Source organism: Moraxella sp. TY6 (assembly GCF_048551375.1).
In the GTDB taxonomy this organism is placed as follows: domain Bacteria; phylum Pseudomonadota; class Gammaproteobacteria; order Pseudomonadales; family Moraxellaceae; genus Faucicola.
Map to the genome: position 1 here is coordinate 167,338 of NZ_JBLYZJ010000003.1, position 24,816 is coordinate 192,153.

Below are 24,816 nucleotides of genomic sequence, written 5' to 3' on the forward strand. Positions count from 1 at the left end.
CCTATCCTATTTATAGGCTTTTAATTGGTTATTATATATTGTTTTTATTAGTAGGTTGATTTGATTAATCCATTCATTATCTTGGCGATAATTGGTTAGTAACACCCATACCCCCCCCTTATTATCAATAATCGCCAAAGCAGTCGTATTAGGTAAGCTACCACTCCGCCAATAGAAAGTAAGATTAGGATTCACACTATATTCATATCCCATATAACCATGACAACCATCAACCACTGATACATCGCAATCTTTCATATCTGATGGTCGTTCAGTAATATTGGGCGATTTGGCTACTTCTATCGTTTTTAGTTGTCTAGCTAAACTTATTGCACTACCTGTAAGCCCACCTGTGGAGGCTAGAGCATAATAATCAAACGAAGCAAACTCAATATTATTTATCTGATTACGTTGATTCACAGATGGTATCTCAGCTCTAGATTTTTGATACCTTTGGATAAACTGTATATTATTTGCTGTCAGATAATATTGACCGTCAACGCTATCCATAAAATTGGTATTCGTTTTATGTTCAATCACTTTGGATAATAGACAATAGCCTGTATTAGAGTAAACTTTCTTTTGGTTTGGCGTAAAGTCTAGCTTAATGTTTTTAAGATTTCCAACATCATAGGGACACCATGGATGTTGCGTCAACATATTATCTCCACTGATATTTCTATCAAACCCTGCTCGATGTGATAATAACTGCCCAATTGTTATTTGAGTGACTCGATTATCTGTATATGGCTGGTGTCCCAACACAGGTAACACATTCACGAGTTTATCATCAAGCGATAATTGATGCTCTCTAACCAAAGATAATACAGCATCAGAGGTAAAAATTTTTGTTAAACTTGCATAGGCATATACAGTGGTATCCTCAATTTTTTTTGAAAAAAGAGCATAACCCTCCCAGCCTGCATGACAAGTTGACACTTGACCTAATTTATCAATATGAGCTATCTGTAATGTAGGATAATGGTAGTTTTCAATCGTTGGTATGGCTATATCTTGTAGTAAACGTGATTGCACACCTTCACAATGCAAACTATGCTTCACCAAATCACTATAGCTCAACCAACGTATAATTAATAATCCTCCAATAAGTAATACTAGTATCATTAATATTATTATTTGATATTTGGGGATATGGGTGGAAGCTTTATCCATCGAAAAATTCCATGCTCATTAATATATTGCATATAGGCTCGATACTCTGGGAACTTACTCAAATGTCGCTCCTCACTCCAAGCTCTGCCAAAATAAATTAAACTAGTCAAGGTCAATGCCAATATATTATGCCACCACTCCAAACTAAATACGATAATGCCAAAAAATGGTAGGGTATTTAACCACCAATATAAGTTTTTGGCAATATACGCAGGGTGTTTGGTATAGCGATATACCCCTGTATTCACTAAACGTCGCCAACTGAGATTAGAAAATGTAATACCGAACTCCGCTGTCGCTAGCCAATAAATGACCCAAGTCAAATTCACCGTAATAAAAAATAGCCAATATATTATAGTATCTTTTGGTACGATATCTGACCATAACAAGTCATCAGCTTGTTTATTGATATTTTCTCTTAATATAAATAAGGGCGGATAGCACAATAAGGCAAATAACCAACCTAAAAAATGCGATTCTGTATCTTTAATATCATTATTGATTAGCTTTAAGCTCAATAGATAACCAGAGGTCCCTATCAGGACGTCAAGGGTAACTCCCACATTAAATAATATTTTTGTTAAATTAATGGGGGTCAAAGCCCAGCTCATATTCAAAACTGTATAAAACAAATTTATCAAACTACTATACATATAAGGAATAAAAATAACTTTTACCAAGGTCTTTAATAAAAAACTCTTTATTACATCCCTATCAACAGCCATCTGACGATTAAGTATTTTACCTATTTTAGCATACTCATCTTCGGGATTGGCAAGGTAGCTATCTGTCACCATCACATAAATGAATACTACTAATAATAAAAATGGCAACACAGCTAACACATCATCTATAAAAACATTATAACTGACCAAATTAAGCTGTAGAAAAATAAAACAACAAGTAATAATGGTGAGTAATTGCAATAGCACCACAATAAACTTACTTCCGATACGTTGCCAATCAAAACGTTTTTGATTTATTTTTGACCAACAAAACTGGGGATTTTGCCAAAGTGCAATGCAAAATATTGGTATAAAACACAGCAAAAACCACGCTCTTACCTCCCATTCTTGGGTCAAATGACTATTCATATTTATGGTTTTTATCAAACAAAAACCCAGCAACCAACTCAAAGCTAAAATACTAGACGCAAACCATCCATTATCAGTCACTGTTTTTAGCATAGTGTACATTGCCTCAATACCAATGATTATTATTTAAGCATCAAAAAAAAGAGATACCGAAGTATCTCTTTTTTTTTGAGCCACTAATCTAAAGATTAGTTACCATTAGACGCTGCTTTTGCTGGACAGTTAGCAGGAGCAAATTTTGTATCAACAGTAGTGCCACATGACCAGCTACCACCTGCATTTGAAGCAGCACGAGTCCAAGTTACCGTTTTAGTTTTTAGTGGACCAGATGCAGCAGTCCCAAATGTACCTACGATAGTGCCAGCACCTGTTGACATATCAAATGTTAGAGTAGGTTGCTTGCCACCATTCCCACTCTCACCACCTGTAGGCATCGTGCCTACACTACCTGCAGCACCTAGCAAACTAGAAGCTGGTACTTGGAAAGTACACTCATTGCCATCAGTCAAGCAAAGGTCAACTAAAGTACGAATTGAACCTAACTCACCGATAACACGGGTAACTTGTGATTTAGTTACGTAGTTTTGGTATTGTGGGATAGCGATTGCAGCCAAGATACCGATGATAGCAACAACAATCATTAATTCGATAAGTGTAAAACCTTTTTGAGTGTTCATAATGAACTCCTTATGTTGGTATAGATGATAACCTTATTATATAAACTAGATTATCAATTTGTTTATTTAGTTTGGCAAGGTTGTTTTGCCTTGGTGATATAATAGTTGCAGTTAGCGTGCCAAGTTTTTTTATTTTGCCAAAAAATTCAAACTTTATAGAAATATCCTATTTTTTTAATTGTTTATTGCCATTTTTGCCCAATTTTCTTAAAAAACTTCAATTCCTTCTAAAATTTTCCGCAATTTTTGACCATAAAGTGACATTTTTTGTTGCATTGGGCTTACCAATTTTTTTCACCTTTCGCATTTACTGACCAATTATGCCCACATTGTCATTATTTTTGTTACCCATTCAAAGAATAAAAAAATGTCACCATAAAGGTGACATTTTTTTGTTAGATTAATAATTGACGCATTATCGCCACTCATCGTTTCTACCACATTTTTTGTCGACAGTATTATTTGGCTTGGTAATTACACGACATTTTAAACCAGTATAATCAACAGATAATACACCATCACTACTTAAGACCGTATTTGCTCTTGGCGTCGCTTGAACTTTCCAACGAGCGGAGGTCATATTGGTAGCTGTCATATCACTATTAGGACTATCACCCACGTTGACAATTTTGACATCATAAGAGGGCGTACCATTTGGGTATGCCATCACACCGCCATTGACCGTACCACCTAATACCCGCTGTAGGGGAATATTAGTATATACCCCTTCAACTAACTTACGAGATTCGATACGAGTGGCAATGTTACCTAATTCTGCCATCATATCTGCACGTCTAGCATTTATAATATAACGTTGATAACTTGGCAAAGCGACAGCCGCTAGTATAGCAATGATAGCTATGACAATCATTAGCTCTATTAGGTTAAAACCTTGTTGGGTATTTTGGGTCGTTACCATGTTGTACTTCCTGTGCCACAATGATTATTGCTAAAAACACTTACAGTAGTAATGGTGCTATCTAAGGACTCACAACGTGTGCCTCTACTCGTCATAGCAAGGTATGGCATACCGCTATTAGCTTGCGGTGTGGCTAATATTACCCAGTTAGTAGCCACACTGGTACTAGCAAATGTCGCCTGTGCGAGAGCATTACTTGCACCAGTTATTGTTACCATTCTAATGGTGTATTTGGCTGTACCTGTCGTTGGATAAGCAAAACTCATATTATCTGAACCGAAAGTCTGTGACTGAGGTACAAATCCAGCATAGTTAAGTTGTCTAGCTCGCCATCTATCTAGCTCACCTGCTTGCAAAAGCATAATGGACTTGGTTTTCTGTACATCATTCTTTCTGGTAAATTGTTGATATGATGGTATCGCGATAGTAGCAATTATCGCAAAAATCGCTACTGTCAGCATCAGCTCGATTAAAGTAAAACCTTCTTGCTGATGGTGATTAGTTGAAACCTCACTATGGCGTTCATATGGTTGATTATCCATATTAATTCTCCCACCAATCACGTGGGTTGATTAGCTTATCGCGATTTGTGCCTGCTGAGTTAATTGTACCCATTAGTAGCTCACTAGGTTTAGTAAATGCGGATTTATCACAATTAGCTCCTGTACATTTGGGCTGAAGAACCCCAAACAGTGAACCATTTTCTCCTGGTCTAGATTGAGTAATAATATTATCAACAATACCTGCACCAGCTAATGATACTGAACGTTTGGTATAATCTGTACCACCATTATAGCCAGAGGCGGTACAGTTACCATATGGTAAGCACATTAATGTACGCTGGGTCGCTCCCTGTACAGTCGCTGAACAGCCCTCTGCCATTAAGTTAATATTTGGGTTAAAGATAGAAACAAATAATAATCCTGCCTGTGCATCAGGTTCATTAAACATCTTCATACCTTTAATTTTAGCTGCATCCGTTTCAAGCTCGGTAGTACTCATGGTAGCTGATGAACCTGTCCCTGTAGTTTTATACCATTGGGTCAAAGGGAAATACCAACCATGTTTAAAACCAGTTTCCGCCGTGCCTTTTTTCATATTGGTCTTGATATTTGCATCGGTTGCAGTATATTCGACTTTATCTAAGTTTGTAACTGTTAGATTTTTGGTGATTAGTGCTTGTTTCAATGTCGTATCAGTGCCACTAGGACCTGATGTGCCACAGACAGCATCTGTTTTATAACAGAAAAAGTTCTTTTTACCAACCTCTCTGTCCATAAAGCTATAGATAGCATCGGGCTTGGTGGCATCTCGCTTGTCAGTCACTGGTAAGCTACGATTGCCTGTACCTACTGTAATTTGCCCCATTGCAGTACCATCAATCTCATCTGTGACGGTAAATAAGGGACGCTCATAAAAACGTGGGGGTGCATCAGGACTTGTTGCTTCAGCACTGACATCTAATAATTTGACCACTCTATCCACACGGAAAGTATCTGTACCACTATCTGTACCAGTAGTTGGGTCTATTTTAGTATTGTTATTGATATCTGCACGCCATACTCGCCCACCAAGGTCAGCGAAGTAAATATGGTCAGTCAGACCATCGTAATTGCGGTCAACGGTACGGATTTCAGTCACAATACTATTGGTCATATCTGCGTGTTCAGATTTTTGTAAAGTAGTCACACGGGTAGTCGAGTTATTGGTTTCGTTTTTACTTGCACCATAGCTTGCCCACCACAGAAGTTTACCATTGTCAGTAGTTGTATCAATGGTAGTTTCTTTGGTAGTAGTATTTTCTTTTTCCTCACCGATACGCACCATATAGACGGCATTACCTTGGGCTTGAGCTTTACTTTTACACTTAGCATCTGTATTAGCAGAGTCGTTAAGTTTAAAACTCGTACTTTCATAGCAAGTGTCATATCCTCCCGGTAGGAAGTTGACCATGACTTTTTTACCACCTACTTTTACATAACCTGTACTTGGCTTACCCCATGACTGTCCCATACGAGAAAAGGCAAGTTGGTCACCAGTAGTCGCATAAGTACCATTTTTCATACCAGAGATAGTTGTCACTGTACCTTGTAAATAGTTAGCATAGTTTGAGCCGACAGAATATACCATGCTTGGAGCATCTGCATTACTAATATTCAAGCCATAATAAGTCGAGCCACCCATACGTAAACCACCAGTAGCGAAGATTTGAGAAGCAGCATAACGCATAGCCGAGCCAGATGTACTAATGTTGTAGTTCGCAGTTACACTCCAAGGTGCATCAACCCCATAAGGCTGTTTGCCATTATTCGTACTATTACCTTTTTGTAAAGCAGCAGATTGTAAGTCCAAAATTTCTTTTGGAATAAAGGTAAACTGCTCTTTACCTGTCGCATCATCAACGAGATGTAATGCACCGTCCATTGAGCCATATAGTACGCTATCTTTACGAGTCGTAGGGTCAAACTTACCAACACTACTAAGTGTCACACCATAAGTCACGAGTTGAGGAATAGAGTGAAGCACACCACCAATGTTTTTATTGGTCTTTTTAAAGGTATTTGAAATAACAGTCGTGCTATCCACAATATCAGTCACTGTATTAGGCTGAGCATCATAACCCATAAAATTTAAGACTTTGTTTAAAATACCTGTAACAACAGGTGTTCGCACGGTATCCGTTCCTGTTGTTGGTTTGACCAAATCTGTGCGTAGTACTGGTTTTAGGGCATCAAAACCTGTAGTTTTTCTAGTAGTCGGATCAACTTTAATGTTGGTTAAAGTGCCATTCACATTCACCCATAAATTACGGTCATTATTAGTTTTTTCAAAGACTTGTTGAAATGCACCGCCGACTTGTGGCAAAGCAACATCAGGACTCGTTGCATCTGCACGTGCAGTATCATTAATAGTATTCCAAATATCACTGGTATTGGTAGCAAACTTACCTGTGATATCTACAAAAACATCTGTTGCACCACTTGCATCAGCAGTAACGTGGCTATTACGAATAAAGTATTTTTTTAGATTACCATCCCATAGTGATTCTTCACCTGGTTTAGGGTCAAGTATTGGGGTATAAGCATAACCGCGAGATTGTTGGGTATTGAGAGCATCAAGCGGTACAGACATTGAGCCTGTAGAAAGGGCAGGAATTTCTTTACTACCAACACCAGCAATAAATGACGTAATGCTCTCTGCTAATTGTTGAGGGGTCTCAACATAATAAAAACCACCTTCACCATATTCTTCGCCTTTTCTACCAAGTTTACATAAGTTAGTCGCATCTACACTATCGCTAGTGCAATCATCTTTACCTTCTAGAGACTTGAAGACACTACCAAAACCCGCTGTACCCGTTATGATTTGACGTTTTTTGGGATTGGATACGTTACGAAGGGCTTTAGCATATTCACCCATACATTTCCACCCACCTATTACCCCAGACTCACCATCATTTGATAAACCTGAACTGCAAACACCATTTGAACCCATTGTTATCGTATTATTAAGCGATTTATTCATTAAATCTAAAGAAGATGTCTGAAAGTTATTATTGGGAGAACCATCAGTGAGAAAATAAATACCATTACCATCACATTGAACTGTATTAGGTACGCCAGTCGTAACTGGAGAGCTATAATTATTTCTATTACTAGTATCTATTGCAGAGGCATTCGCTTTACTGAATCCACTAAAACTCTTATCTTCATTATATTTAGCTGAATAGTATTCGGAATCTCCATTTGAATAATTTACTGTAAGCCCACCAGTTACTCTATAATTGCGTGTATAGCTATCTAAATCATTTTCACTAACATCTCTATACTTTCTAATATATTTACCACTATTACAGTTATACCTATATTCATTATCCTGAATACTTAGAGAGCCTAATTCTGTACATTCATAGATAGAATAGTACTTTCTCCTATATTGTGTATAAGAATACTCGGCATAACCTAACGGTTTTCTAAGATTCGTAAGGGTCGTGGTAACAGTTGTATTAGTACCCAACATATATGCTCCAGCCTCTGCAAACGCATGGGAGCTTGGTGTATTAGTCTCTGCATTCAAACCCTTAACAACCTCCAACATCTGTCTTCGATTTTCTAGAGATAAATTTTTCGCAGGATAACTTACTACACCGCCACCCAAGCTTTGACTGGTGTAAAAGAAATTGGAAAAACCAACTTTATAATTCTTAAAATCTGTTCCTTCACTAAAACTGCCTTTAGGGTTAGCTAATAATGGCATCAAAGCCATCTTTAACCTAGAAATACGATCATAATAAGTTTTACCACCGATGGTACAAGACTTAACGTTATATTTTATATTCAACCCACCTGAGGTAACTTTCTTACCCAAATCATCGTAAATATCTTGAGTAATTTCAGTGGTATCTACCCAGCTTGATGCACTTCCTGTTTTAGCACAATAATAGCTGTTACTTTGAGTTGCTAAAGTTATTCCTTCAGCTTTATAGTCCTCCCCAATACTACGCTCATCCATACTACCTGAGTTGTCAAATACCAACATAACATTAGCCCCACCTTCAGAGGCAGCTTTATACAGTTCAACATCACTCGCATGGCCAGTCACATTCGCCATCATGAGCGTACCCACAGCCACCGTCAACACTCGAAGATTAGGATTAAAAGACTTCAAAGAAGCACTCGCCTTATTATTATGCTGTTGTTTTACTCGTTTCATCATTACCTGCCTTGGGGAGCATCTCACCCTTTCAAAACCGTCATCATTGATTTATAACCGATAGCCATTGGTCACTATATTATACACTTTGCACCTGCTGGCTCATGTTTATAACTTTGAACTTGGATATTATGAGGCACTCCTAAATCTGTTAAGCACTTATCCATCGTATCAATTTTTTCCTTGAGACAACCTGCAACGGTTGTTCTACCAGTCGAAGTACTACTACCCAAATCTACATTCCCACTAGTATAACTAGGTACAAGTGATACTGAATAACCCTTAAAATAAGTACAAGGTGGCTCATCATAGCCTGCACTGGTAGTCAAGTCATTACTTGAATCATTTCTAGAATGACCACAAAGTGGGCAATCACCCTTCATTTCATTGGTTTTCATAAAGGTCATTTGTGTCATAACACGACCCTCATTGACATAATCATTGGCATTGGTAGGATCACAAAAGCCATTGCTTGCTCCCGTTAACACACTACCAGCAGCATTCTTTTGAGTGACTTTATCAAGACGAAATAACGCATCTTCTTTGGGACGTACACAAAATACGACTTCTGCACCCACGTGCTGTTGCCCTGGACGAGTAATAAAACCCTGTAAGGTATCCAAAGCACCTCGACTTGTGGAAGTCGCCAATAGCCTGTCTTCTTTTTCGACTTTACCAAATGCTGAGTCATTCGCTTGGAACATTAATTGAGAAATTTGTGACGCAGTCGCGACTCGTAAGTCTGTGGTGCTTCGCTTAAAGACCATGACACCCAAAATAGATACCAATAACAAGACTATTAATACAATAATCAATACTGCACCTGATTGCGACTGAGGAATTTTTTGATGTGGATTCATTATACAGTTCCCCTTGCATTTCTCAAGAATACAGTAGTTTGTAAAACACGACGCATTTTGCCATCATTCTTTGAGCTATCATTAAGTGTTAAACCTGTCTTATCCAATACATCGAAACTTGGGTCTTCTGATGCGGTCACTGAACTATCTGAACGCATTAATAAACCTATTTGAATATTGACAATCCGATTACCTGTTAAAGTTGGAAAGGGGTCAGCCTTAGCAGTGGTGACAGGGGTAGGTATTGGCATATAGGTGAGCTTATAAGTATTTGGTTTAGTAGAAAATTCTTTACTATCACTCACGCCCAATAACACCCTAAAATAATCAACATTTGGAATGATGATTTCACCATTGCCTGCTAAATTTTGGTCAGTATCAGTTGCTTCTCTAACCTTGGGATCGGTCGCCGAAGGTTTTTTATATTTATCAATATTAATCGCATTTTGGTTAGTAGCATCTTTTTTCGCTACTGTTTCACTATAAGTATAAATCGCAGAAGAACAAGCCAAGCCACCATCTCGTACAAAGTAACGCTCAATGACATAATCATCTTTCATAACATTACGGCCTTGACAATCACTCTGATTATCCATTGGGACTTGATATTGGATGGTAAGTTGGTCACTTTGTAGTGCAGATGTACCACTTACCACGCTACTGCTACTATTAACAGATTCACTACGTGTTAATAAATTTCCTGATATCAGCGCATTATTCTTTGATAGACCTCGCAAATTACTTGGAAATTGTTCATCTTTATTATTTACTGTGACTGTATTATAAAATGTTGTTAATTCACTTGGGGCAGTTAATACAATACCGCCTTGAGGTGTGAGATGATTGAGAAAGAAAGCCCCATTTGTACCATCAGACATCGCACCATAGTTAGCTTTACGGATTTGTTTGGTGAGATAATCCATACCAAAAGCATTATTATCTACGACATTTGAGCCAGCTTTTTGAATATTAGCAGAGAGCGTATTAGTATAAAAAATCTGTAAAGCGGCGGCAGAAATAAGTAGCCCCAGTATGAGTGATATCATTAGTTCAATAAGGGTAAATCCTCGTTGCATTGTGGCAGTCATTAATTCACCTCCATAAACATACACGTGGCTTTAGGGTGATAAGTACCACCGCTTTTAATTGCATTGGCATCTGTCGCATCACGAGGCGTTAAACAGTCCATTGACCCATCGCTTGGGTCAGTATCACTACCAATAGTAGGATTGGTCTGTCCCCATGCGGTAATCAAACAATATGAATACATGACATTGGTAGCGGCATTCGTGCCAGCCCCACCAGTACTGGGGCATGGCTGTAAATCCATTGTCAATCCTGTGGCATTTAGCTGTCGAGTGAGTCGCCATACGTCAGCCGTTGCAAGCTCTGATGCTGTACATAGACCATTAGAATTAGTGGTTGGTTGGCACAACTTTGTAGGCTCTGTTAATGTACCTGCCTCAAAGCTATTAAAGGCAGTTTTATAATCGGCAATGGCACTTGGATTGGCTCGTACTCTTTCTGCGAAGGAGCGCATAAGCAGTAATGTCTGTGACCTATCAACGGATTCACTGGTTGCCTTGACAGATTGAAGCTGTAAAGCACTAAAGCCTAAAATAGCAATCGCTAAAATTAGCAACGCTACCAGTACCTCCATTAAGCCCATACCTCGCTCATTATGTCTCATGAACAACTCCCATTAGCTGTAACTGTGGTATTGCCTTTTGCATTCACAGTAATAATATATTTATCACTTTTTTCGCCGTCCATACATAATGTAAACTGTGCTGTTGTAACAACCGTACCAGAGGCTGTTGACCCTTGATAAGTCACCTGTTGGGGACTAAAACTTATTGCAGTTAATGTTGTAGGCGTAGTCGTGACCACAAGTTTTTTTGGCAATACATAGGTGGCAACCACGGTACTTGGAGATAATAAGGACAATGTCAACTTCTTATCAGTATCTGCTGTTTTACTATCTAGTACTAGATTTGTTGACCGTTGGTTAATTAAGGCTTGGGTTCTGGCTTCCTTGATAGCCGTCTCAAAACTATTTGCTACTTCTTTAATTTTCATATTATTTATTTGCTGTTGCATGGATGGCACAGCCATACTCGCAATAATCCCCAAAATTGCTACAGTGACTATCATCTCAACTAAGGTAAAGCCAGCTATGTTAGACAATTTTATTGGTCTGCTCATCGTCTATTCTCATTGATTAATTTTTGTAATAGGTGGTGTCATTAGTAGATACCAACTGTGATAATCTCTAAATTCTGCAATAATTATACCTAAAAAAGCAATAATTTATAATGTTTTACAGTAATCATACAACATTTACTTATAAATATAACCTAATAATATGCCACTTATTTTAACCAATTATTATGAAAATATAAAAAACATTAGGATATATGGTGGTAAATAAGCGTTTGATTATTTTGCATCTTGAACATGCCGTCCATGCAAAACTGCCACTGCATGAAATTGATACTTGTCAATAAATTGTACATCATAGAAGGCTTCTATCACAGCCGATAGGGTCGCCCCAGTCGTCACTACGTCATCAAATACGATGATATGACGTAGTTGGGATAAATCGCTAAGGTCATGGGTTAGATAAAAGGCATTTTTGACATTATCCAAGCGAGCTTCTCGGCTAAGTCCCTGTTGGTGTTGGCGTTCTTCACGTTCGACACCCCAAAATAAAGGAATTTGCCAATGAAAACTCAAATAACATGCTAGCCAATATAGTGGGTCAAAACCTCGCTCGGTGAGGCGTTTTGTGGTGCTGGGAACAGGGGCAATGACTGAATTGTTGGCATGACAGCCGATGGGGGGTGTAAGCTGTCGGATGGCATGTACCAGTGGCATGAGTTGGGTTAAATTGTGGCTATTTTTTAGCCCTGTGATGGCGTTTTGGTAGGGGAATTGGTAAGCCACACTTGCCACCCCTTGTACGGTGCTAGCATTGGGTAAGGTTAGGCTAAAATTTTGGGATTGCCAATGTATAGAATGATGGCATTTTTGACAAATAAAGGCTAATTGGTTAAACCAATGCTGATGGGCATGGGGTTGATGCTGAACAGCCCCTATATAAGGATAATGTTGCCCACACCATTGGCAATGGCGTAATAGCTTGCCGTGCAAGGTGAGGGCAATCGCAAAGGGAAGTTGCCACCATTGTGGGATGGGCTGGATAGGTGACTTTTTCACATCAATACAGTTAGGGTTACCCTTAATTTTTAAGGTGAATTAAATCAGCAATAATACGTTGAGGTTTTGGGCGTATTCAATATGCCTCTACAACATTCGTTTTATTACTCGTTTAAGGGCGGTTATAGCCCTTTAAAATCATTAAACATCAAGCCCACACCGACATTGGTACTTTTATGGTTGTAGTCTTGGATATTTTCACCATAGCCATGAAATAGCTGAATAAAGGCTTTCATACCGCCTGTCAATGGGTAGGCATAATCCACTTGCACTGCCCCTTTGTTTTCAAACGGATTATAGCGTACCACGCCACCCACAGTGCTATTGTCGCTTAAATCATACAGCCAACGCACATCGCCATAGCCCATATAGTCTGCAATATCTGGGTTGTCAGATTTATTATCTGTGGCTTTACCAATAGCCCACACTCTTGGTATGACGGTGAGTTTACCCCACTCTGCCCCTGCCATCAGATAGGCACGGTTCCATGAGCGTGATAGTGGGTCGCCTTGACCGTTGGATTCATGCACCACGCCAGCCCCTAACAAACGCAGATTGCCATGAGCAGGTAGTTTGGCAGTGACAGGTTGGGTGATAAAAATTTCTGGTTGGTAGTCTGAGCTACGAAATGGGCGAGAATGGCGGTTATAAAGTTGCCAATAGGCTTGTTGGGTATAGCCAAACCACACATCGGCATTGGTGTTAAAGACATCTTCTGCCAGTTTTGTCTTAAATGAAACTTGCATTTTGGTGTCTAAATTTTGTAATTGGTCACCTGTTTGTACCACGTGGTCTTGGGTCGGCGAATGAATGTCATAGTTGGGCGTGGCGTTATACCACACAGGCATGACATACATGGGTAAATGCGGACGGATGGTCAATAGCCCCTGTGGGTTATTTTGGTCGAGGTCATATAACACACTTAATGCACTATAGCTTGCCACATCATTAGCGGTCACGCCCACTTGTTGCAAAATATTGGCTTTATCACGCTCGGACAGCATATCATCGGTGAGTTGTTGAATCGAGGCATCGCTTTCCGCCAAGATAGGCACGGCTTTACGCTCTTGCAGACTGGCAGTAATGGTTTTGCTTAAATCCAGTGGTTCTTTTTTGGTGGGAATGATTTCCCCCAATGCCACTTTATCAAAACACGCCAGACGGGCAATATTATCGGTGAGTTGGGTACATTGAGCGACTTTAGCAGGGTCAATATTATCAGCAGAAGGGATGCTCGGATACTTTTGTACTGCAGGTTGGTTGGTAATCAACTCGGCATAAGCATATTGGCTGGCGAAAACACCCAACATCATCAGCGACAATGTTTTGAGGGAAGATGGGACAGAAAAGGAAGTTGCCATAAAAAGCCCTAACTAAAAATTTGTAGATATCATGTCAGATTCTATACAAAACCACAAGACAGTTTATCAAATCTACATGACTATTCAGCTTATTTTATTAAATATTACCAATATTTTTGCCCTTGATATAAAAGCCATCCATCTTGGTGGCGACTGGCAGGGTCTTTATGTGTCCAATGCACCACGCCACCTTTGTCATTATAAATGTATTCACCATAAAATTGTATCGGTGTATGGGCTTGCACGTTTGCCACTCGAGGAGCAAGGTCAATATTATGGGCAATTAGCACGGTAATTTGGGGATAATCGTCAATTCTGACCAATAATTTTTGGTGGCGACTGCCATCATTGTCATCTTTTAATACTTTAATGATTTGCCCACAGCCTATTGTTTGGATTTTACGATGTTGTTTTTTTTGTTGATATGCTTGAAAAATCGCACGGTTATTACAACCTACCGTTGGTGTGTTAGTGGCGATGGACGGATTTGAGGCATCCATTTGATTTGATGGTGGGATATTTTTGGTAGTTGATTTAGTTTGAACGGTATTATTTTTGACATTATCGGTCACATTGTCATTGTGATTGACATTATTCGTCCCTTTATCATTGGGAAAACACCCTGTTAGACCAATACTGACACCTAACATGACAAATAGTGTCAGTATGACTGGTAAGGGGTGCTTATTGTTAATCCTAGTGAGAGAAAGGGGCATTGCCTGTCCTTATTAATATCGTCATTCCTGCGAATGCAGGAATCCAGTGTCTTCTGCGTAAGCCCTACACCTATACCAAATTTAAAGCTTCGCCAAAACCTTTTCAAAATCTGGGCGTTTAACTTCGCCATTTTGACGTTCGACCAGTTTTCCTTGTTGGTAATACAATAGCACAGGCGGCCCAAACACTTGTAACTCTTGATATACCTGCCGACTATTGGCATTGTCTTCGGTCACGTCTAGCTTCACCACTTGCCAATCTGCCAAACTCGCAGGCGGACTGGCAAATAACGTTTTATCCATAATCCGACATTCGATACACCAACTGGCAGTGACATCCACCAACACTTTAGGGTGACTTGCCAAAATCGGTTGTAATTCCGCCAAAGTATGTACACGTAGAGGCGGTTTGGCAACGACATTATTGGCGTTAATCAAAGTGGCAGATTGATGGTCAGCATTTTGATTAACATCACCATAGCTAACAGAATTTTGGCTCAACGATTTAAGCGGTTGCCAACTGTCAGTATTACCCAACGCCATGCCCACCACCAAACAAATCGTCCAAATCGCTGTCAAAAATGCGACCGCACGAGTGAGCAATTGCACACGCCCTGCCCATTGCCACGCCCACACAGTCACCACCGCAAACCACAATGCCCACAGCCCCAATATCCACACCGACTGGAACACTCGTTCCACCATCAGCAACGCCACGGCAAATAGACTAAGGGCAAAGCCTTTTTTCACCCAATTCATCCACTCGCCTGCCTTGGGCATAAAGTTACCTTGGGTCGCTCCCAAAATAATCAATGGCGTGGATAATCCTAACCCCAGCAAAAACAACGCCAAAAAGCCAATCACAGGATTACCAAGGGTTGCCACCCCTGCCAATGCCCCCGCAAGCGGTGCAGATACACAAGGCGACACCACCAATGCAGAGAAAAACCCTGTGATAAAACTACCTGTGACACTGCCAAGGCGATTTTCGCCCACTTGAGTCAAACGCTGTAACTGCATGGTGACACGTACAGGCAGTCGAATCGGTAAGCTGTCCATCATATACAGCCCCAGTAGCACAAACAGCCCTGCAAAACTGAGCAATATCACAGGGTTTTGAAGCATATTCATCAGCCCCAATGACTGCCCAAATACCGCCACCAACGCCCCAATCAGCCCATAACTGGTCGCCACCCCTAGCCCATAACCGCCTGTCAGCAATAAGCCTTTTTTGGCAGAGGGGTTATGTTGGCGAGCCACGATATTGGCGACAATCGGCAACATCGGCAACACACAAGGGGTAAATGCCAAACCCAATCCTGCCAAAAACAACAGCAACAATGCTAACCCAGTATGCTCTGCCAACCCAAAAATATCTGGATTGTTGATGTTCGCTGGGCTGGTTGGATTGGTTGAATTATCCGTAGGCGTGGTTTGACTTGTGACTGAGCCAGTAGCGGTCGAACTGGCAACAGAACTTGTATCATCGCTCTTCACAACACTGGGAGCAGAAGCGGTAGGGTTTGCGACATTAGCAATATTGGTAACATTACTGATAGTCACCGCACTGGCAACCACGGACGGATTAGCCGATTTTTCTTTGCTAGTGGTAGTTTGGCTTGCGACTGGGGCAGTTGAAGCCACAGAGGGTTGTTTTTTATCGAATGTTTTAGCTAAGGCTTTGGCTTGAGGCAATGAGGATAAGCCTGTCAATTGCAAAGGGGTTTTTTCTGGGGGATAGCACAGCCCTGCTTTAGCACAGCCTTGCCATTTAATCATCGCAGAAGCGGTATCAGTCACCGCTTGTTGAGCTTGCAACGTTGTGGTTGCCACAAATGATTGTTCAAACACAGGCACACGCCCAAAATCTGGGTCATCCACATAGGTCGGCTGGATGTTAAACTGCCAAGGACTAGCCGTCACTCCCTGTGGTAATTCAATCTTTAGCTTATCTCGGTAAGCATAGTAACCTTTCACAATCTCGACTTTGACCGTGATTTGCTCACCTGATTGGCTAGGTATGACTTGAAAGGCTTGATTGACAGGCAACGGCTTGTCTTTGGCGACCTGTTGGCTACCACTGTTTGCAAACACTTCGCTTAGGCTAATGGCTTGGGCAGGGCTAGCAAAAGTCATAGCCGTGACAAGCACCCACCCCAATGCACTATTAAAGGATGTTTTTTTGACAAATTGCATGGCTTGCCTTGCCTGTAAAGGGGTAAAAACCGCCATAAACTTTATAAACCTACTATTGTGAATTAAATCAAAAATAAGACTTTAAAATTTTGGGCTTATGCAATACGCCCCTACAAGACTGTCTTATTTTTAGTCTAGACAACTATACTACAATTTAGCAAAAATATCGGCATTGTTGTCTTCGCCACCTTCTTGACCATCCGCCCCCAATGAGAACAGGTCATAAGCTCGCCCTTCTGTACCCGGAGCGACATACTGCAGTTCATTGTCCCAACCGTCTTTGGGCATACCGCCTTTGACATAGCCACCCTCGGGCCAATTTTTTGCCCCTTGTGGTGGGGTAATAAGGCTATTTAAACCCTCTTGGGTGGTGGGATAGCGTCCATTGTCAACTTTAAACATATCAATGGCGTTCGAGGTAGTAGCAAGGGCAGTTTCGGTGGTTTTGACACGAGCCTTATCGCTTTGACCTGCGACTTTTGGCACTACCAATCCTGCTAAAATCGCCAAAATCACCACCACCACCATCACTTCAATCAAGGTAAAACCTTGTTGATGGGAGGAAAGCTGATAAGATGGGAAACGGGTTGTTTTCATTGGATTTGTCGCAAACATGTTATTTCTCAACATTGATAAATTTGGCTATGATTCAAAAATTTAACCATTGTAAACGTTTTGTATGGCAATTTCGAGAGTGGGTAAAAAAATTGACAATTCAGCAATATTACCCCGCCAAATCATTCATATTAATAATCGGCAACATCACCGCCATCACAATCGTCATCACAATCACCCCCATCAACACCAACATCAACGGCTCAAGTAAGGATAATAATGTACTAATCATATTGGTGGCTTGATTTTGTTGCATATCGGATGCACGAGTGAGCATATTATCCAATTCGCCAGAGTTTTCACCACTTTTTATCATCTGCACCATCATGGGCGGAAAGTAGTTACTGCGTTCAAGCTGATTGGACAAACTCGCCCCCTCGGTGACTTTTTCGGTAGCGTGTTCGATGGTGTGTTTGATATGCACATTACTGGTCACTGCCCCACCAATGGCAAGGGCTTCGACCAACGGCACACCAGACCGCACCAAAATCGCAAGGGTACTGGCAAAGCGTGAAGCATTCAGACTGCGTGACAACTTACCAAAAATCGGCAAACGTAATACCAAAGCATCAAAACTAGCTCGCCCTGCTTGGGTATTGATAAATTTGACCAGTACAATCACTGCCAACGCCAACCCAATCAGCAACAGCCACCACCAATGGGTCAGCAGATTGGATGCACCCAATACGACTTGGGTAATCCACGGCAGGGCTTGCTCCGACTGCTCAAACACTTTGACAATCTTAGGCACGACAAATGTCATTAGACCAACTACCACCGCCACTGCCATGATGAGCAGAATCACAGGATACACCAACGCCCCTTGAATCTTTTTTTGCATGGCAAAGCGGTTTTCGGTGTAGTCGGCAAGCTGGTTTAAAATCAAATCCAAATGCCCAGACCGCTCGCCTGCCGAAATAGTGGCGATATAAATCGGTGGGAAATTGCCTGCTTCTTGCAACGCATTGGCAAGGCTATAGCCCTCCAACACTTTGGCTCGCACCGCATGGGTCAAGGCTTTGACATGGTGTTTTTCGCTTTGTTTGGCGATGGCGTGCAGGGCTTGTTCGATGGGAATGGCGGAGGCAAGTAACACGGATAATTGGCGAGTCATTAGGGCAAGGTCATACGCTCCCATGCCTTTTTGCCAAAAGCGTTTTTGCCCTGTGGCTTGTTTTTGTACAGGATTGACTTCTATCGGCAACAAGGATTTATCACGCAATTGTTGGCGAATTTGGCGAGCCGAATCACCCTCCAAAATCCCCTGTTGCGATTTGCCCATGCTATCTAAGGCTTTATATTGATACGCTGGCATGATTGATATGACCTTAGCCGTGAATAAATGCGATTATTTTAACGGCTTCACAGGCTGAAATAAAGCCAAATGTTCAATTTCGCCATATTGAAGCTGTGCGGATAATTCCTCACGCAGGTCTTGTTTATTAAAGCTATTGACTTCGGCAATCAACATCCGTTCAATACGTTTATCAATGGCATATTCACTGATTTGGGCAACATAAATCGCCAGTTGATACACTTGGGCTTTCAGGCTTTCATCCAGCTCTTGGAGTAAGCGTACCGATTCTGGCACGTTGACCCATTGATAAGGATAATTGGCAACGACCGTTTCTTTCAGCGGTGTGACCGAATAGCCCACGCCTAAATGGGCAAAATAATAGCAACAAAATAGATAACCCAAAATATGCCCAATAAAATAGCCTGCGTTAGGTTGATAACACGCCACCCCAAAAAACTGCAACACCGTAGACGCTAAACTCTGCTCAACCCTGCGATAATCAGGCGAATAAGGGTCAATTCCCACAGTAGGAAGGTTGAGTAAATTGGCATTTTGGGCGGTCATTTGCCAACCAAGTGGACGTTGGGCAGGCATTTGACTCACCAACCCCAACACCAAATCATCCACCACATGTAAGGTATCGACCATTTTCATCAATTGCCCCAATTCCACTGTATCACGGCTATTGAGGTAATGGGCAGTTTGAAGCTTATGCAGTTCTTTAAATTGGGCAGATTTTTGGCTAATATAAAAGGCAGTGCCGTTTTGGTGGCATTGCGTGACACGTTGTTCTTGTTGACGAAATAATCGCAAGCGTTGTTGGGGAATATCGAGTGTGGGGGTAGTACGTGTGACCGTGACGGTCACGGTATGAGGATTGGCAGTCGCCCCTTCGGTAGGCAACGGCATATCTGGATTGGCGACACTGGTTGAATTGGTTGACATGCTACCCATTACCCATGTTAAATCATAGTATCGTCAATTAAATCAACCATAACATTAACATTGGCAAATATTGGGCGTATACCATACGCCCCTACAGCCGTCATCTTATTTTTGAGTTAAACAACGATAAAATTATCAAATTTTATATTTACTAAATAATGATAATAACACAAGTTCTGGGTGAAGCCTAGTCACTTAAATCTGTCCAGTTAAAGAACCCTTAAAATTAAAAAACTCTTAAAATTAACATAATCCCTTAATTTTCATCATCATTGCGAAACTGCTGACGATATTTTCGAGGTGACATCCCATACACTCGCTTAAAAGCTTGACTAAACGTGCTATCCGAAGCATAGCCGACCAGCTCACTAATACGACTAATGCTATTTTCTTGCAATCGTAAATAACGAGCTGCCAAGCGTAACCGATAATCCGTCAAATACGTCAACGGCGGTTCACCGACCACTTCACGAAAGTGTTCAGCAAAACTACTGCGTGACATACCTGCAACCTCAGCCAAACGATGAATCGTCCAGTTAAAGTCTGGTCTATCGTGCATCACCGCAAATGCTTTTGCCAAATATGGGTCTTTAAGGGCTTTTAGCCAGTTTTCAGTCGCCTCGGGCAAATCCTCGATATAAGTCCGCACACATTCAATCATCAAAATACTTGCCAAACGATTGATAATGGTGGTTTTTCCCAAGCGATTTTGGGCAGACTCCAATGCCAAAAACTTTGTGCCGATATCTAGCATCATCATTTTCTGCTCTTCTCGACCTTGGTGTTCTGGCAAGATGTTCGGCAAAGAAAGCAACAAGGGTCGAGTAATCTCATGGTCATAATGACATACAATCACCACAAACTCACTCAAGTTATCTTCATTCGATTTATCAAGTTTACCAACTTGGATGGGGTGACTGGCATCTTTTACCAAAAAAGGAGCAAGGTCAATCGCATCATTGACATCCGCATCGGTTGCCATTGATTTATCTATCATAGATTTCACCACATGGTTACGCCCACCGGGTACCATCACAATATCGCTAGCCACAGCTTCACGAGCCGTTTCCGCTACCGTCAAATTAAGCCCACCCTTTACCACTAAATAAAACACGATACAATCTTTTTTATCTAAATAAAAAGACCACTGACCCTGACCACGAACATAAAAATATTCCGTTTGGAATAAATGTACATCTTCTAACAACATACTAAGTGCGTCCATCGTTTTTTCCTATATTTTTCGCACATGACTCTTTTTCAGCGTAGAAAATAAACCACAACCTGTGGTTACACAAGTCGAAATTCAGTTACTGGACTTCACATAAAAAGTTAAAGACGCTGTATAAACCTTGGCGTAACCTTTGCAGGTTTTCGCCTCAAATCTTCTCGGTAATTTCGCCAATAGCGGAGATTGTTGCGTAAATTAAATTAAACCATCATAAGTGTTGCATCAGCGTTGTTGTGGAGCAATGCTTATAAAATACTGATTAATTTGTTATCTATAGCAGAATTGAAATAGTCATTCGACTAAAAGAATGGATACACCGAACCTCCCATGTATATGATAAATTTAATGTGAATATTTATTACATAATTAATTTATCATAAATTAATTAAATAAGGGTCTACTATACCGTTATGCTCAAGATTTATCGTGGGGCAATTGGTGAACTGTGTGTGGCTTATGTTGGTCGTTTTAGGTAGATATAGTATTCGCTTTATAAAAACGTAACGCAGACAAGATAAACGTAACAAACCGAAAAATTTTAGTTGAAGTATCAAAAATGGGGATTTACCTTGCAAAAACCCCAAAAACGGTATATAAAATCAGCCTTAATGCCCAATCTATGGGCAATGCTTGCTTGATTAATACCATGACCCTACCCACCAGTAAATCCGCCTTACGTAAACAATTAAACCGCCAACGCCAACGGCTGACTGTTAGCGAACGCCAACGTGCCAGCCATCTTGCGGTGCGTCAGTTACACCACATTGCCCAACAATTTTGCCTACCAAAACAGGCTAAAATCGCTGTGTTTGTCGATGCGTTTGGGGAATTACCCACCCAATCGCTGATTGATTGGGCAACACGCCAAGGTTTTGCTATCTATCTGCCTGTGGTGACCCATCCTCACCAACCATTGACCTTTATCCAACTTGCCCCAACACATCTACGCAAGGCTCGTTTATGCCGTCATGCGTTTGGCATGCGTCAGCCTAAAAAAGGTAGACAATTATCCGCCAAAAAAATGGATATGATAGTTGTGCCATTGGTGGCAATCGACAAACAAGGCTATCGCATGGGGATGGGGGGCGGTTTTTATGATAGAACACTGGCAAAAACCAAGACCAAACCACTGACCATTGGTTGGGCATATGATTTTCAGTGGGTGGCACAGCTACCGCATGAAGCGTGGGATATTCGGCTGGATGGGTTGGTTACCCCTAGCCACTCGGTGTGGTTTCGGCGTTATTAAGCAGAAAGATAAATTTTTCTCAAATATCATTTAGGATTTTGTTATACTAAATCATTTTCAATATTGGAATAAAAAATGACAATGACAAACCATCAAATCAACAACAGCGACCTACTCACCATCGGCTCACGTAGCTTTTCATCACGCTTATTGGTCGGTACTGGCAAATATAAAGACCTAACCGAAACAGGCGAAGCCATCGCCACCAGTGGGGCAGAAATCGTCACCGTTGCCATTCGCCGTGTCAATATTGGACAAAATAAAAACGAACCCAATTTGCTTGATGTCATTTCACCCAATAAATACACCCTATTACCGAATACCGCAGGCTGTTTTGATGCCGATACCGCCATTCGCACTTGCCAACTGGCTCGTGAATTGCTTGACGGTCATAATCTGGTCAAACTCGAAGTATTGGGCGATGAAAAAAACCTTTATCCGAATGTCATCGAAACTGTCAAAGCTGCCAAAGTGCTGATTGATGACGGCTTTGAGGTGATGGTATATACCTCGGATGACCCCATTGTCGCCAAAGAACTAGAAAACATGGGCTGTGTGGCAATTATGCCATTGGGAAGCTTGATTGGTTCTGGACTTGGATTACTAAATCGCCATACCTTAAGCCTAATTATCGAACAAAGTAACGTCCCTGTGTTGGTGGATGCAGGCGTGGGAACAGCCAGTGATGCCTCGATTGCGATGGAATTGGGCTGTGATGGTGTATTGATGAATACCGCCATTGCTCACGCCCAAAACCCTGTCTTGATGGCATCAGCGATGAAACATGCGGTTATCGCAGGACGTGAGGCATTTTTGGCAGGGCGGATGCCTGCTCGTGTCATGGCACAAGCCAGCTCACCACAAACAGGCTATTTTTTTGCCAAATAATGATAAAAATATTTGTCATTATCACAAGTTAGCTTCTGTATAGGCGTATTGCATACGTCCAATATGCAAAATGCTAGTAAAGGGCTTATTCAATAAGCCCCTACAATTCTAAATTTTGAATATATTGTTAATAGGACTTACGCAAATTTTAAATTTATCTTGCTGAATAAAGACACTAGACCCCTGCCTACGCAGGGGTGAAGAGTAATTAAAAACCTCTTCATCATTCCTGCGAATGCAGGAATCCAGTGTCTTTTGCGTAAGTCCTATGTTAAAAGACCTATTTTAATGTTAAGGCGATTTCATGCGTTTGCTCACTGTTGTTGACCAATTATTTTTACAATTTGAAAATCGTGAACAGCCGATGCACATTGGCGGTTTGTTTTTGTTTGAATTGCCTGCTGATGCCAGCGATAGCTTTGTCAGCGACTTGGTACAGCAAATGCTAAAAAACAAAACGCCACCCAGTTTTCCCTTTAACCAAGTGTTGCATCATTTGATTTATTGGCAAACCGAAGAGCATTTTGAAGTTGAGCATCATTTTCGCCATATCGCCTTGCCCAAGCCTGCTCGCATTCGTGAATTATTGACCTATGTATCACAAGAACACAGCAAATTGCTCAACCGTGCCAAACCAATGTGGGAATGCCATGTCATTGAAGGTATTGAGGGCAATCGCTTTGCTTTGTATTTTAAAATCCATCACTCGATGGTGGATGGTGTGGCGGCGATTCGTTTGGTCAAAAAATCCCTATCAAAATCCCCTACTGAGCGGATGAGTCTGCCAATTTGGTCATTGATGACTCGCCATCGTCACCAAGTGGATGCCTTGATTCCTGAGGATAAATCGTGGCTCGCTATCGCCAAACAACAACTGACTGCCCTGCCCTCAGTGGCCACCAGTGTGACAAAAAATCTGTTTAAAAATGCGTATGAGCGGTTTAATCCCAATTATATCTCGACTACCCAAGCCCCAGACAGTATTCTAAATCAGCCTGTGTCTAGCTCTCGGCGTATTTCTGTGCAATCGTATGAACTGGCTCGCTTTCAAGCGATTGCCAAACAGTTTGAAGTCACACTCAATGATATTGTATTGGCGGTATGTTCAGGGGCGTTACGGCGATATTTGTTGTATTTGGACGCATTGCCCCAAAAACCGTTGATTGGCTTTGTGCCATTATCATTGCGAGAAGATGAAAGCAGTGTCGGCAATCAAATTACCTTTATTTTGGCTAATTTGGCGACCGATGTGGTTGACCCTTTGCAACGTTTACAAACCATCAATGCCAGTACCGTCAATAGCAAACAACGTTTTGCCCGTATGAACCAAAGTGCGTCATTGGTTTATAGTGGTCTTGCGTATAGCCGTTCGGCATTACAGATTGCGACTGGATTATTCCCTGATTATCGTGGCTTTAATTTGATTATATCCAATGTTCCCGGTTCTCGTGAGCCGTTGTATTGGCATGGGGCGAAGCTAGAGGCTCTGTACCCTGCCTCGATTGTGATGAATGACCAAGCGATGAATATTACACTATGTACTTATGTTGATAAAATTGAGTTTTGTATTGTGGCGTGTAGTCAAGTATTGCCACACAGTCAGCGAATTTTGGATTATTTGGAAGATGAATTGCAAGTGCTTGAAAATTTGGGATAAAAAAAC

General features: G+C 41.1%; 21 protein-coding genes. 3 read left to right on the top strand and 18 right to left on the bottom strand.

The features are described 5' to 3' along the window. Window positions 1-6: 6 nt before the first annotated feature. From ACK1U4_RS03785 to ACK1U4_RS03870, 18 genes are all read right to left on the bottom strand, one after another. On the bottom strand, window positions 7-1,173 hold the full coding sequence (locus ACK1U4_RS03785; protein ID WP_419400039.1) for a serine hydrolase domain-containing protein: 1,167 nt from the start codon (window positions 1,171-1,173) through the stop codon (window positions 7-9). After that, on the bottom strand, window positions 1,134-2,360 hold the full coding sequence (locus ACK1U4_RS03790) for a methyltransferase family protein (protein ID WP_419400040.1): 1,227 nt from the start codon (window positions 2,358-2,360) through the stop codon (window positions 1,134-1,136). Before ACK1U4_RS03790 ends, ACK1U4_RS03785 begins: the two co-directional genes overlap by 40 nt. Window positions 2,361-2,455: 95 nt before the next feature. Beyond that, window positions 2,456-2,944: a pilin gene (locus ACK1U4_RS03795; RefSeq protein WP_419400041.1), complete on the bottom strand. Its 489-nt coding sequence runs from the start codon at window positions 2,942-2,944 to the stop codon at window positions 2,456-2,458. 415 nt (window positions 2,945-3,359) lie between these two features. Continuing rightward, complete coding sequence (locus tag ACK1U4_RS03800) at window positions 3,360-3,863, bottom strand: type IV pilin protein (protein WP_419400042.1); 504 nt, start codon at window positions 3,861-3,863, stop codon at window positions 3,360-3,362. Next, window positions 3,857-4,405, bottom strand: a complete 549-nt coding sequence (locus ACK1U4_RS03805; RefSeq protein WP_419400043.1) for a type IV pilin protein — start codon at window positions 4,403-4,405, stop codon at window positions 3,857-3,859. Before ACK1U4_RS03805 ends, ACK1U4_RS03800 begins: the two co-directional genes overlap by 7 nt. A gap of 1 nt (window position 4,406) precedes the next feature. Next, window positions 4,407-8,576, bottom strand: a complete 4,170-nt coding sequence (locus ACK1U4_RS03810) for a hypothetical protein (protein ID WP_419400044.1) — start codon at window positions 8,574-8,576, stop codon at window positions 4,407-4,409. A 74-nt stretch (window positions 8,577-8,650) separates the two neighbouring features. Further along, window positions 8,651-9,436, bottom strand: coding sequence for a PilX N-terminal domain-containing pilus assembly protein (locus tag ACK1U4_RS03815; RefSeq protein WP_419400045.1), 786 nt, complete (start codon window positions 9,434-9,436; stop codon window positions 8,651-8,653). Next, the gene (locus ACK1U4_RS03820) at window positions 9,436-10,524 is read right to left on the bottom strand and encodes a PilW family protein (RefSeq protein ID WP_419400046.1); all 1,089 of its coding nucleotides are present in this window, start codon (window positions 10,522-10,524) and stop codon (window positions 9,436-9,438) included. The genes ACK1U4_RS03815 and ACK1U4_RS03820 overlap by 1 nt, the downstream gene beginning before the upstream one ends. After that, window positions 10,524-11,126, bottom strand: a complete 603-nt coding sequence (gene pilV / locus ACK1U4_RS03825; protein WP_419400047.1) for a type IV pilus modification protein PilV — start codon at window positions 11,124-11,126, stop codon at window positions 10,524-10,526. Before pilV ends, ACK1U4_RS03820 begins: the two co-directional genes overlap by 1 nt. Then, window positions 11,123-11,641, bottom strand: coding sequence for a GspH/FimT family pseudopilin (locus ACK1U4_RS03830; protein ID WP_419400048.1), 519 nt, complete (start codon window positions 11,639-11,641; stop codon window positions 11,123-11,125). The genes pilV and ACK1U4_RS03830 overlap by 4 nt, the downstream gene beginning before the upstream one ends. Before the next feature lie 234 nt (window positions 11,642-11,875). Continuing rightward, window positions 11,876-12,655, bottom strand: coding sequence for a ComF family protein (locus tag ACK1U4_RS03835; protein WP_419400049.1), 780 nt, complete (start codon window positions 12,653-12,655; stop codon window positions 11,876-11,878). Window positions 12,656-12,777: 122 nt separating this feature from the next. After that, window positions 12,778-14,016 (bottom strand): phospholipase A, encoded by a 1,239-nt coding sequence (locus ACK1U4_RS03840; RefSeq protein ID WP_419400050.1) that lies wholly within the window; start codon window positions 14,014-14,016, stop codon window positions 12,778-12,780. A 104-nt stretch (window positions 14,017-14,120) separates the two neighbouring features. Next, window positions 14,121-14,732, bottom strand: coding sequence for a DUF3465 domain-containing protein (locus ACK1U4_RS03845; RefSeq protein WP_419400051.1), 612 nt, complete (start codon window positions 14,730-14,732; stop codon window positions 14,121-14,123). An 81-nt stretch (window positions 14,733-14,813) separates the two neighbouring features. Then, entirely contained in the window at window positions 14,814-16,964 is a 2,151-nt protein-coding gene (dsbD, locus tag ACK1U4_RS03850; RefSeq protein ID WP_419400052.1) for a protein-disulfide reductase DsbD, read from the bottom strand. A 111-nt stretch (window positions 16,965-17,075) separates the two neighbouring features. Then, entirely contained in the window at window positions 17,076-17,525 is a 450-nt protein-coding gene (gspG, locus tag ACK1U4_RS03855; protein WP_419400053.1) for a type II secretion system major pseudopilin GspG, read from the bottom strand. A gap of 127 nt (window positions 17,526-17,652) precedes the next feature. Beyond that, window positions 17,653-18,858 carry a type II secretion system inner membrane protein GspF gene (gene gspF, locus ACK1U4_RS03860; RefSeq protein WP_419400054.1) on the bottom strand — a complete coding sequence of 402 codons (1,206 nt, stop codon included), beginning with the start codon at window positions 18,856-18,858 and terminating at the stop codon, window positions 17,653-17,655. Window positions 18,859-18,891: 33 nt separating this feature from the next. After that, window positions 18,892-19,785 carry a hypothetical protein gene (locus ACK1U4_RS03865; protein ID WP_419400055.1) on the bottom strand — a complete coding sequence of 298 codons (894 nt, stop codon included), beginning with the start codon at window positions 19,783-19,785 and terminating at the stop codon, window positions 18,892-18,894. Window positions 19,786-20,041: 256 nt separating this feature from the next. Next, window positions 20,042-21,010, bottom strand: coding sequence for an AraC family transcriptional regulator (locus ACK1U4_RS03870; protein WP_419400056.1), 969 nt, complete (start codon window positions 21,008-21,010; stop codon window positions 20,042-20,044). A 562-nt stretch (window positions 21,011-21,572) separates the two neighbouring features. Here ACK1U4_RS03870 and ACK1U4_RS03875 point away from each other — a divergent pair. From ACK1U4_RS03875 to ACK1U4_RS03885, 3 genes are all read left to right on the top strand, one after another. Beyond that, window positions 21,573-22,265: a 5-formyltetrahydrofolate cyclo-ligase gene (locus ACK1U4_RS03875; RefSeq protein WP_419400057.1), complete on the top strand. Its 693-nt coding sequence runs from the start codon at window positions 21,573-21,575 to the stop codon at window positions 22,263-22,265. A gap of 81 nt (window positions 22,266-22,346) precedes the next feature. Further along, window positions 22,347-23,153, top strand: a complete 807-nt coding sequence (locus tag ACK1U4_RS03880) for a thiazole synthase (protein WP_419400071.1) — start codon at window positions 22,347-22,349, stop codon at window positions 23,151-23,153. A 304-nt stretch (window positions 23,154-23,457) separates the two neighbouring features. Continuing rightward, on the top strand, window positions 23,458-24,810 hold the full coding sequence (locus tag ACK1U4_RS03885) for a WS/DGAT/MGAT family O-acyltransferase (RefSeq protein ID WP_419400058.1): 1,353 nt from the start codon (window positions 23,458-23,460) through the stop codon (window positions 24,808-24,810). Window positions 24,811-24,816: the final 6 nt, after the last annotated feature.

What these genes read in the sequence shown, in the direction of transcription:
- ACK1U4_RS03785 (WP_419400039.1), bottom strand. Translation starts at nt 1,173, where the DNA reads ATGGATAAAGCTTCCACCCATATCCCCAAATATCAAATAATAATATTA.
- ACK1U4_RS03790 (WP_419400040.1), bottom strand. Translation starts at nt 2,360, where the DNA reads ATGCTAAAAACAGTGACTGATAATGGATGGTTTGCGTCTAGTATTTTA.
- ACK1U4_RS03795 (WP_419400041.1), bottom strand. Translation starts at nt 2,944, where the DNA reads ATGAACACTCAAAAAGGTTTTACACTTATCGAATTAATGATTGTTGTT.
- ACK1U4_RS03800 (WP_419400042.1), bottom strand. Translation starts at nt 3,863, where the DNA reads ATGGTAACGACCCAAAATACCCAACAAGGTTTTAACCTAATAGAGCTA.
- ACK1U4_RS03805 (WP_419400043.1), bottom strand. Translation starts at nt 4,405, where the DNA reads ATGGATAATCAACCATATGAACGCCATAGTGAGGTTTCAACTAATCAC.
- ACK1U4_RS03810 (WP_419400044.1), bottom strand. Translation starts at nt 8,576, where the DNA reads ATGAAACGAGTAAAACAACAGCATAATAATAAGGCGAGTGCTTCTTTG.
- ACK1U4_RS03815 (WP_419400045.1), bottom strand. Translation starts at nt 9,436, where the DNA reads ATGAATCCACATCAAAAAATTCCTCAGTCGCAATCAGGTGCAGTATTG.
- ACK1U4_RS03820 (WP_419400046.1), bottom strand. Translation starts at nt 10,524, where the DNA reads ATGACTGCCACAATGCAACGAGGATTTACCCTTATTGAACTAATGATA.
- pilV (WP_419400047.1), bottom strand. Translation starts at nt 11,126, where the DNA reads ATGAGACATAATGAGCGAGGTATGGGCTTAATGGAGGTACTGGTAGCG.
- ACK1U4_RS03830 (WP_419400048.1), bottom strand. Translation starts at nt 11,641, where the DNA reads ATGAGCAGACCAATAAAATTGTCTAACATAGCTGGCTTTACCTTAGTT.
- ACK1U4_RS03840 (WP_419400050.1), bottom strand. Translation starts at nt 14,016, where the DNA reads ATGGCAACTTCCTTTTCTGTCCCATCTTCCCTCAAAACATTGTCGCTG.
- ACK1U4_RS03845 (WP_419400051.1), bottom strand. Translation starts at nt 14,732, where the DNA reads ATGCCCCTTTCTCTCACTAGGATTAACAATAAGCACCCCTTACCAGTC.
- dsbD (WP_419400052.1), bottom strand. Translation starts at nt 16,964, where the DNA reads ATGGCGGTTTTTACCCCTTTACAGGCAAGGCAAGCCATGCAATTTGTC.
- gspG (WP_419400053.1), bottom strand. Translation starts at nt 17,525, where the DNA reads ATGAAAACAACCCGTTTCCCATCTTATCAGCTTTCCTCCCATCAACAA.
- gspF (WP_419400054.1), bottom strand. Translation starts at nt 18,858, where the DNA reads ATGCCAGCGTATCAATATAAAGCCTTAGATAGCATGGGCAAATCGCAA.
- ACK1U4_RS03865 (WP_419400055.1), bottom strand. Translation starts at nt 19,785, where the DNA reads ATGTCAACCAATTCAACCAGTGTCGCCAATCCAGATATGCCGTTGCCT.
- ACK1U4_RS03870 (WP_419400056.1), bottom strand. Translation starts at nt 21,010, where the DNA reads ATGGACGCACTTAGTATGTTGTTAGAAGATGTACATTTATTCCAAACG.
- ACK1U4_RS03875 (WP_419400057.1), top strand. Translation starts at nt 21,573, where the DNA reads ATGGGGATTTACCTTGCAAAAACCCCAAAAACGGTATATAAAATCAGC.
- ACK1U4_RS03880 (WP_419400071.1), top strand. Translation starts at nt 22,347, where the DNA reads ATGACAAACCATCAAATCAACAACAGCGACCTACTCACCATCGGCTCA.
- ACK1U4_RS03885 (WP_419400058.1), top strand. Translation starts at nt 23,458, where the DNA reads ATGCGTTTGCTCACTGTTGTTGACCAATTATTTTTACAATTTGAAAAT.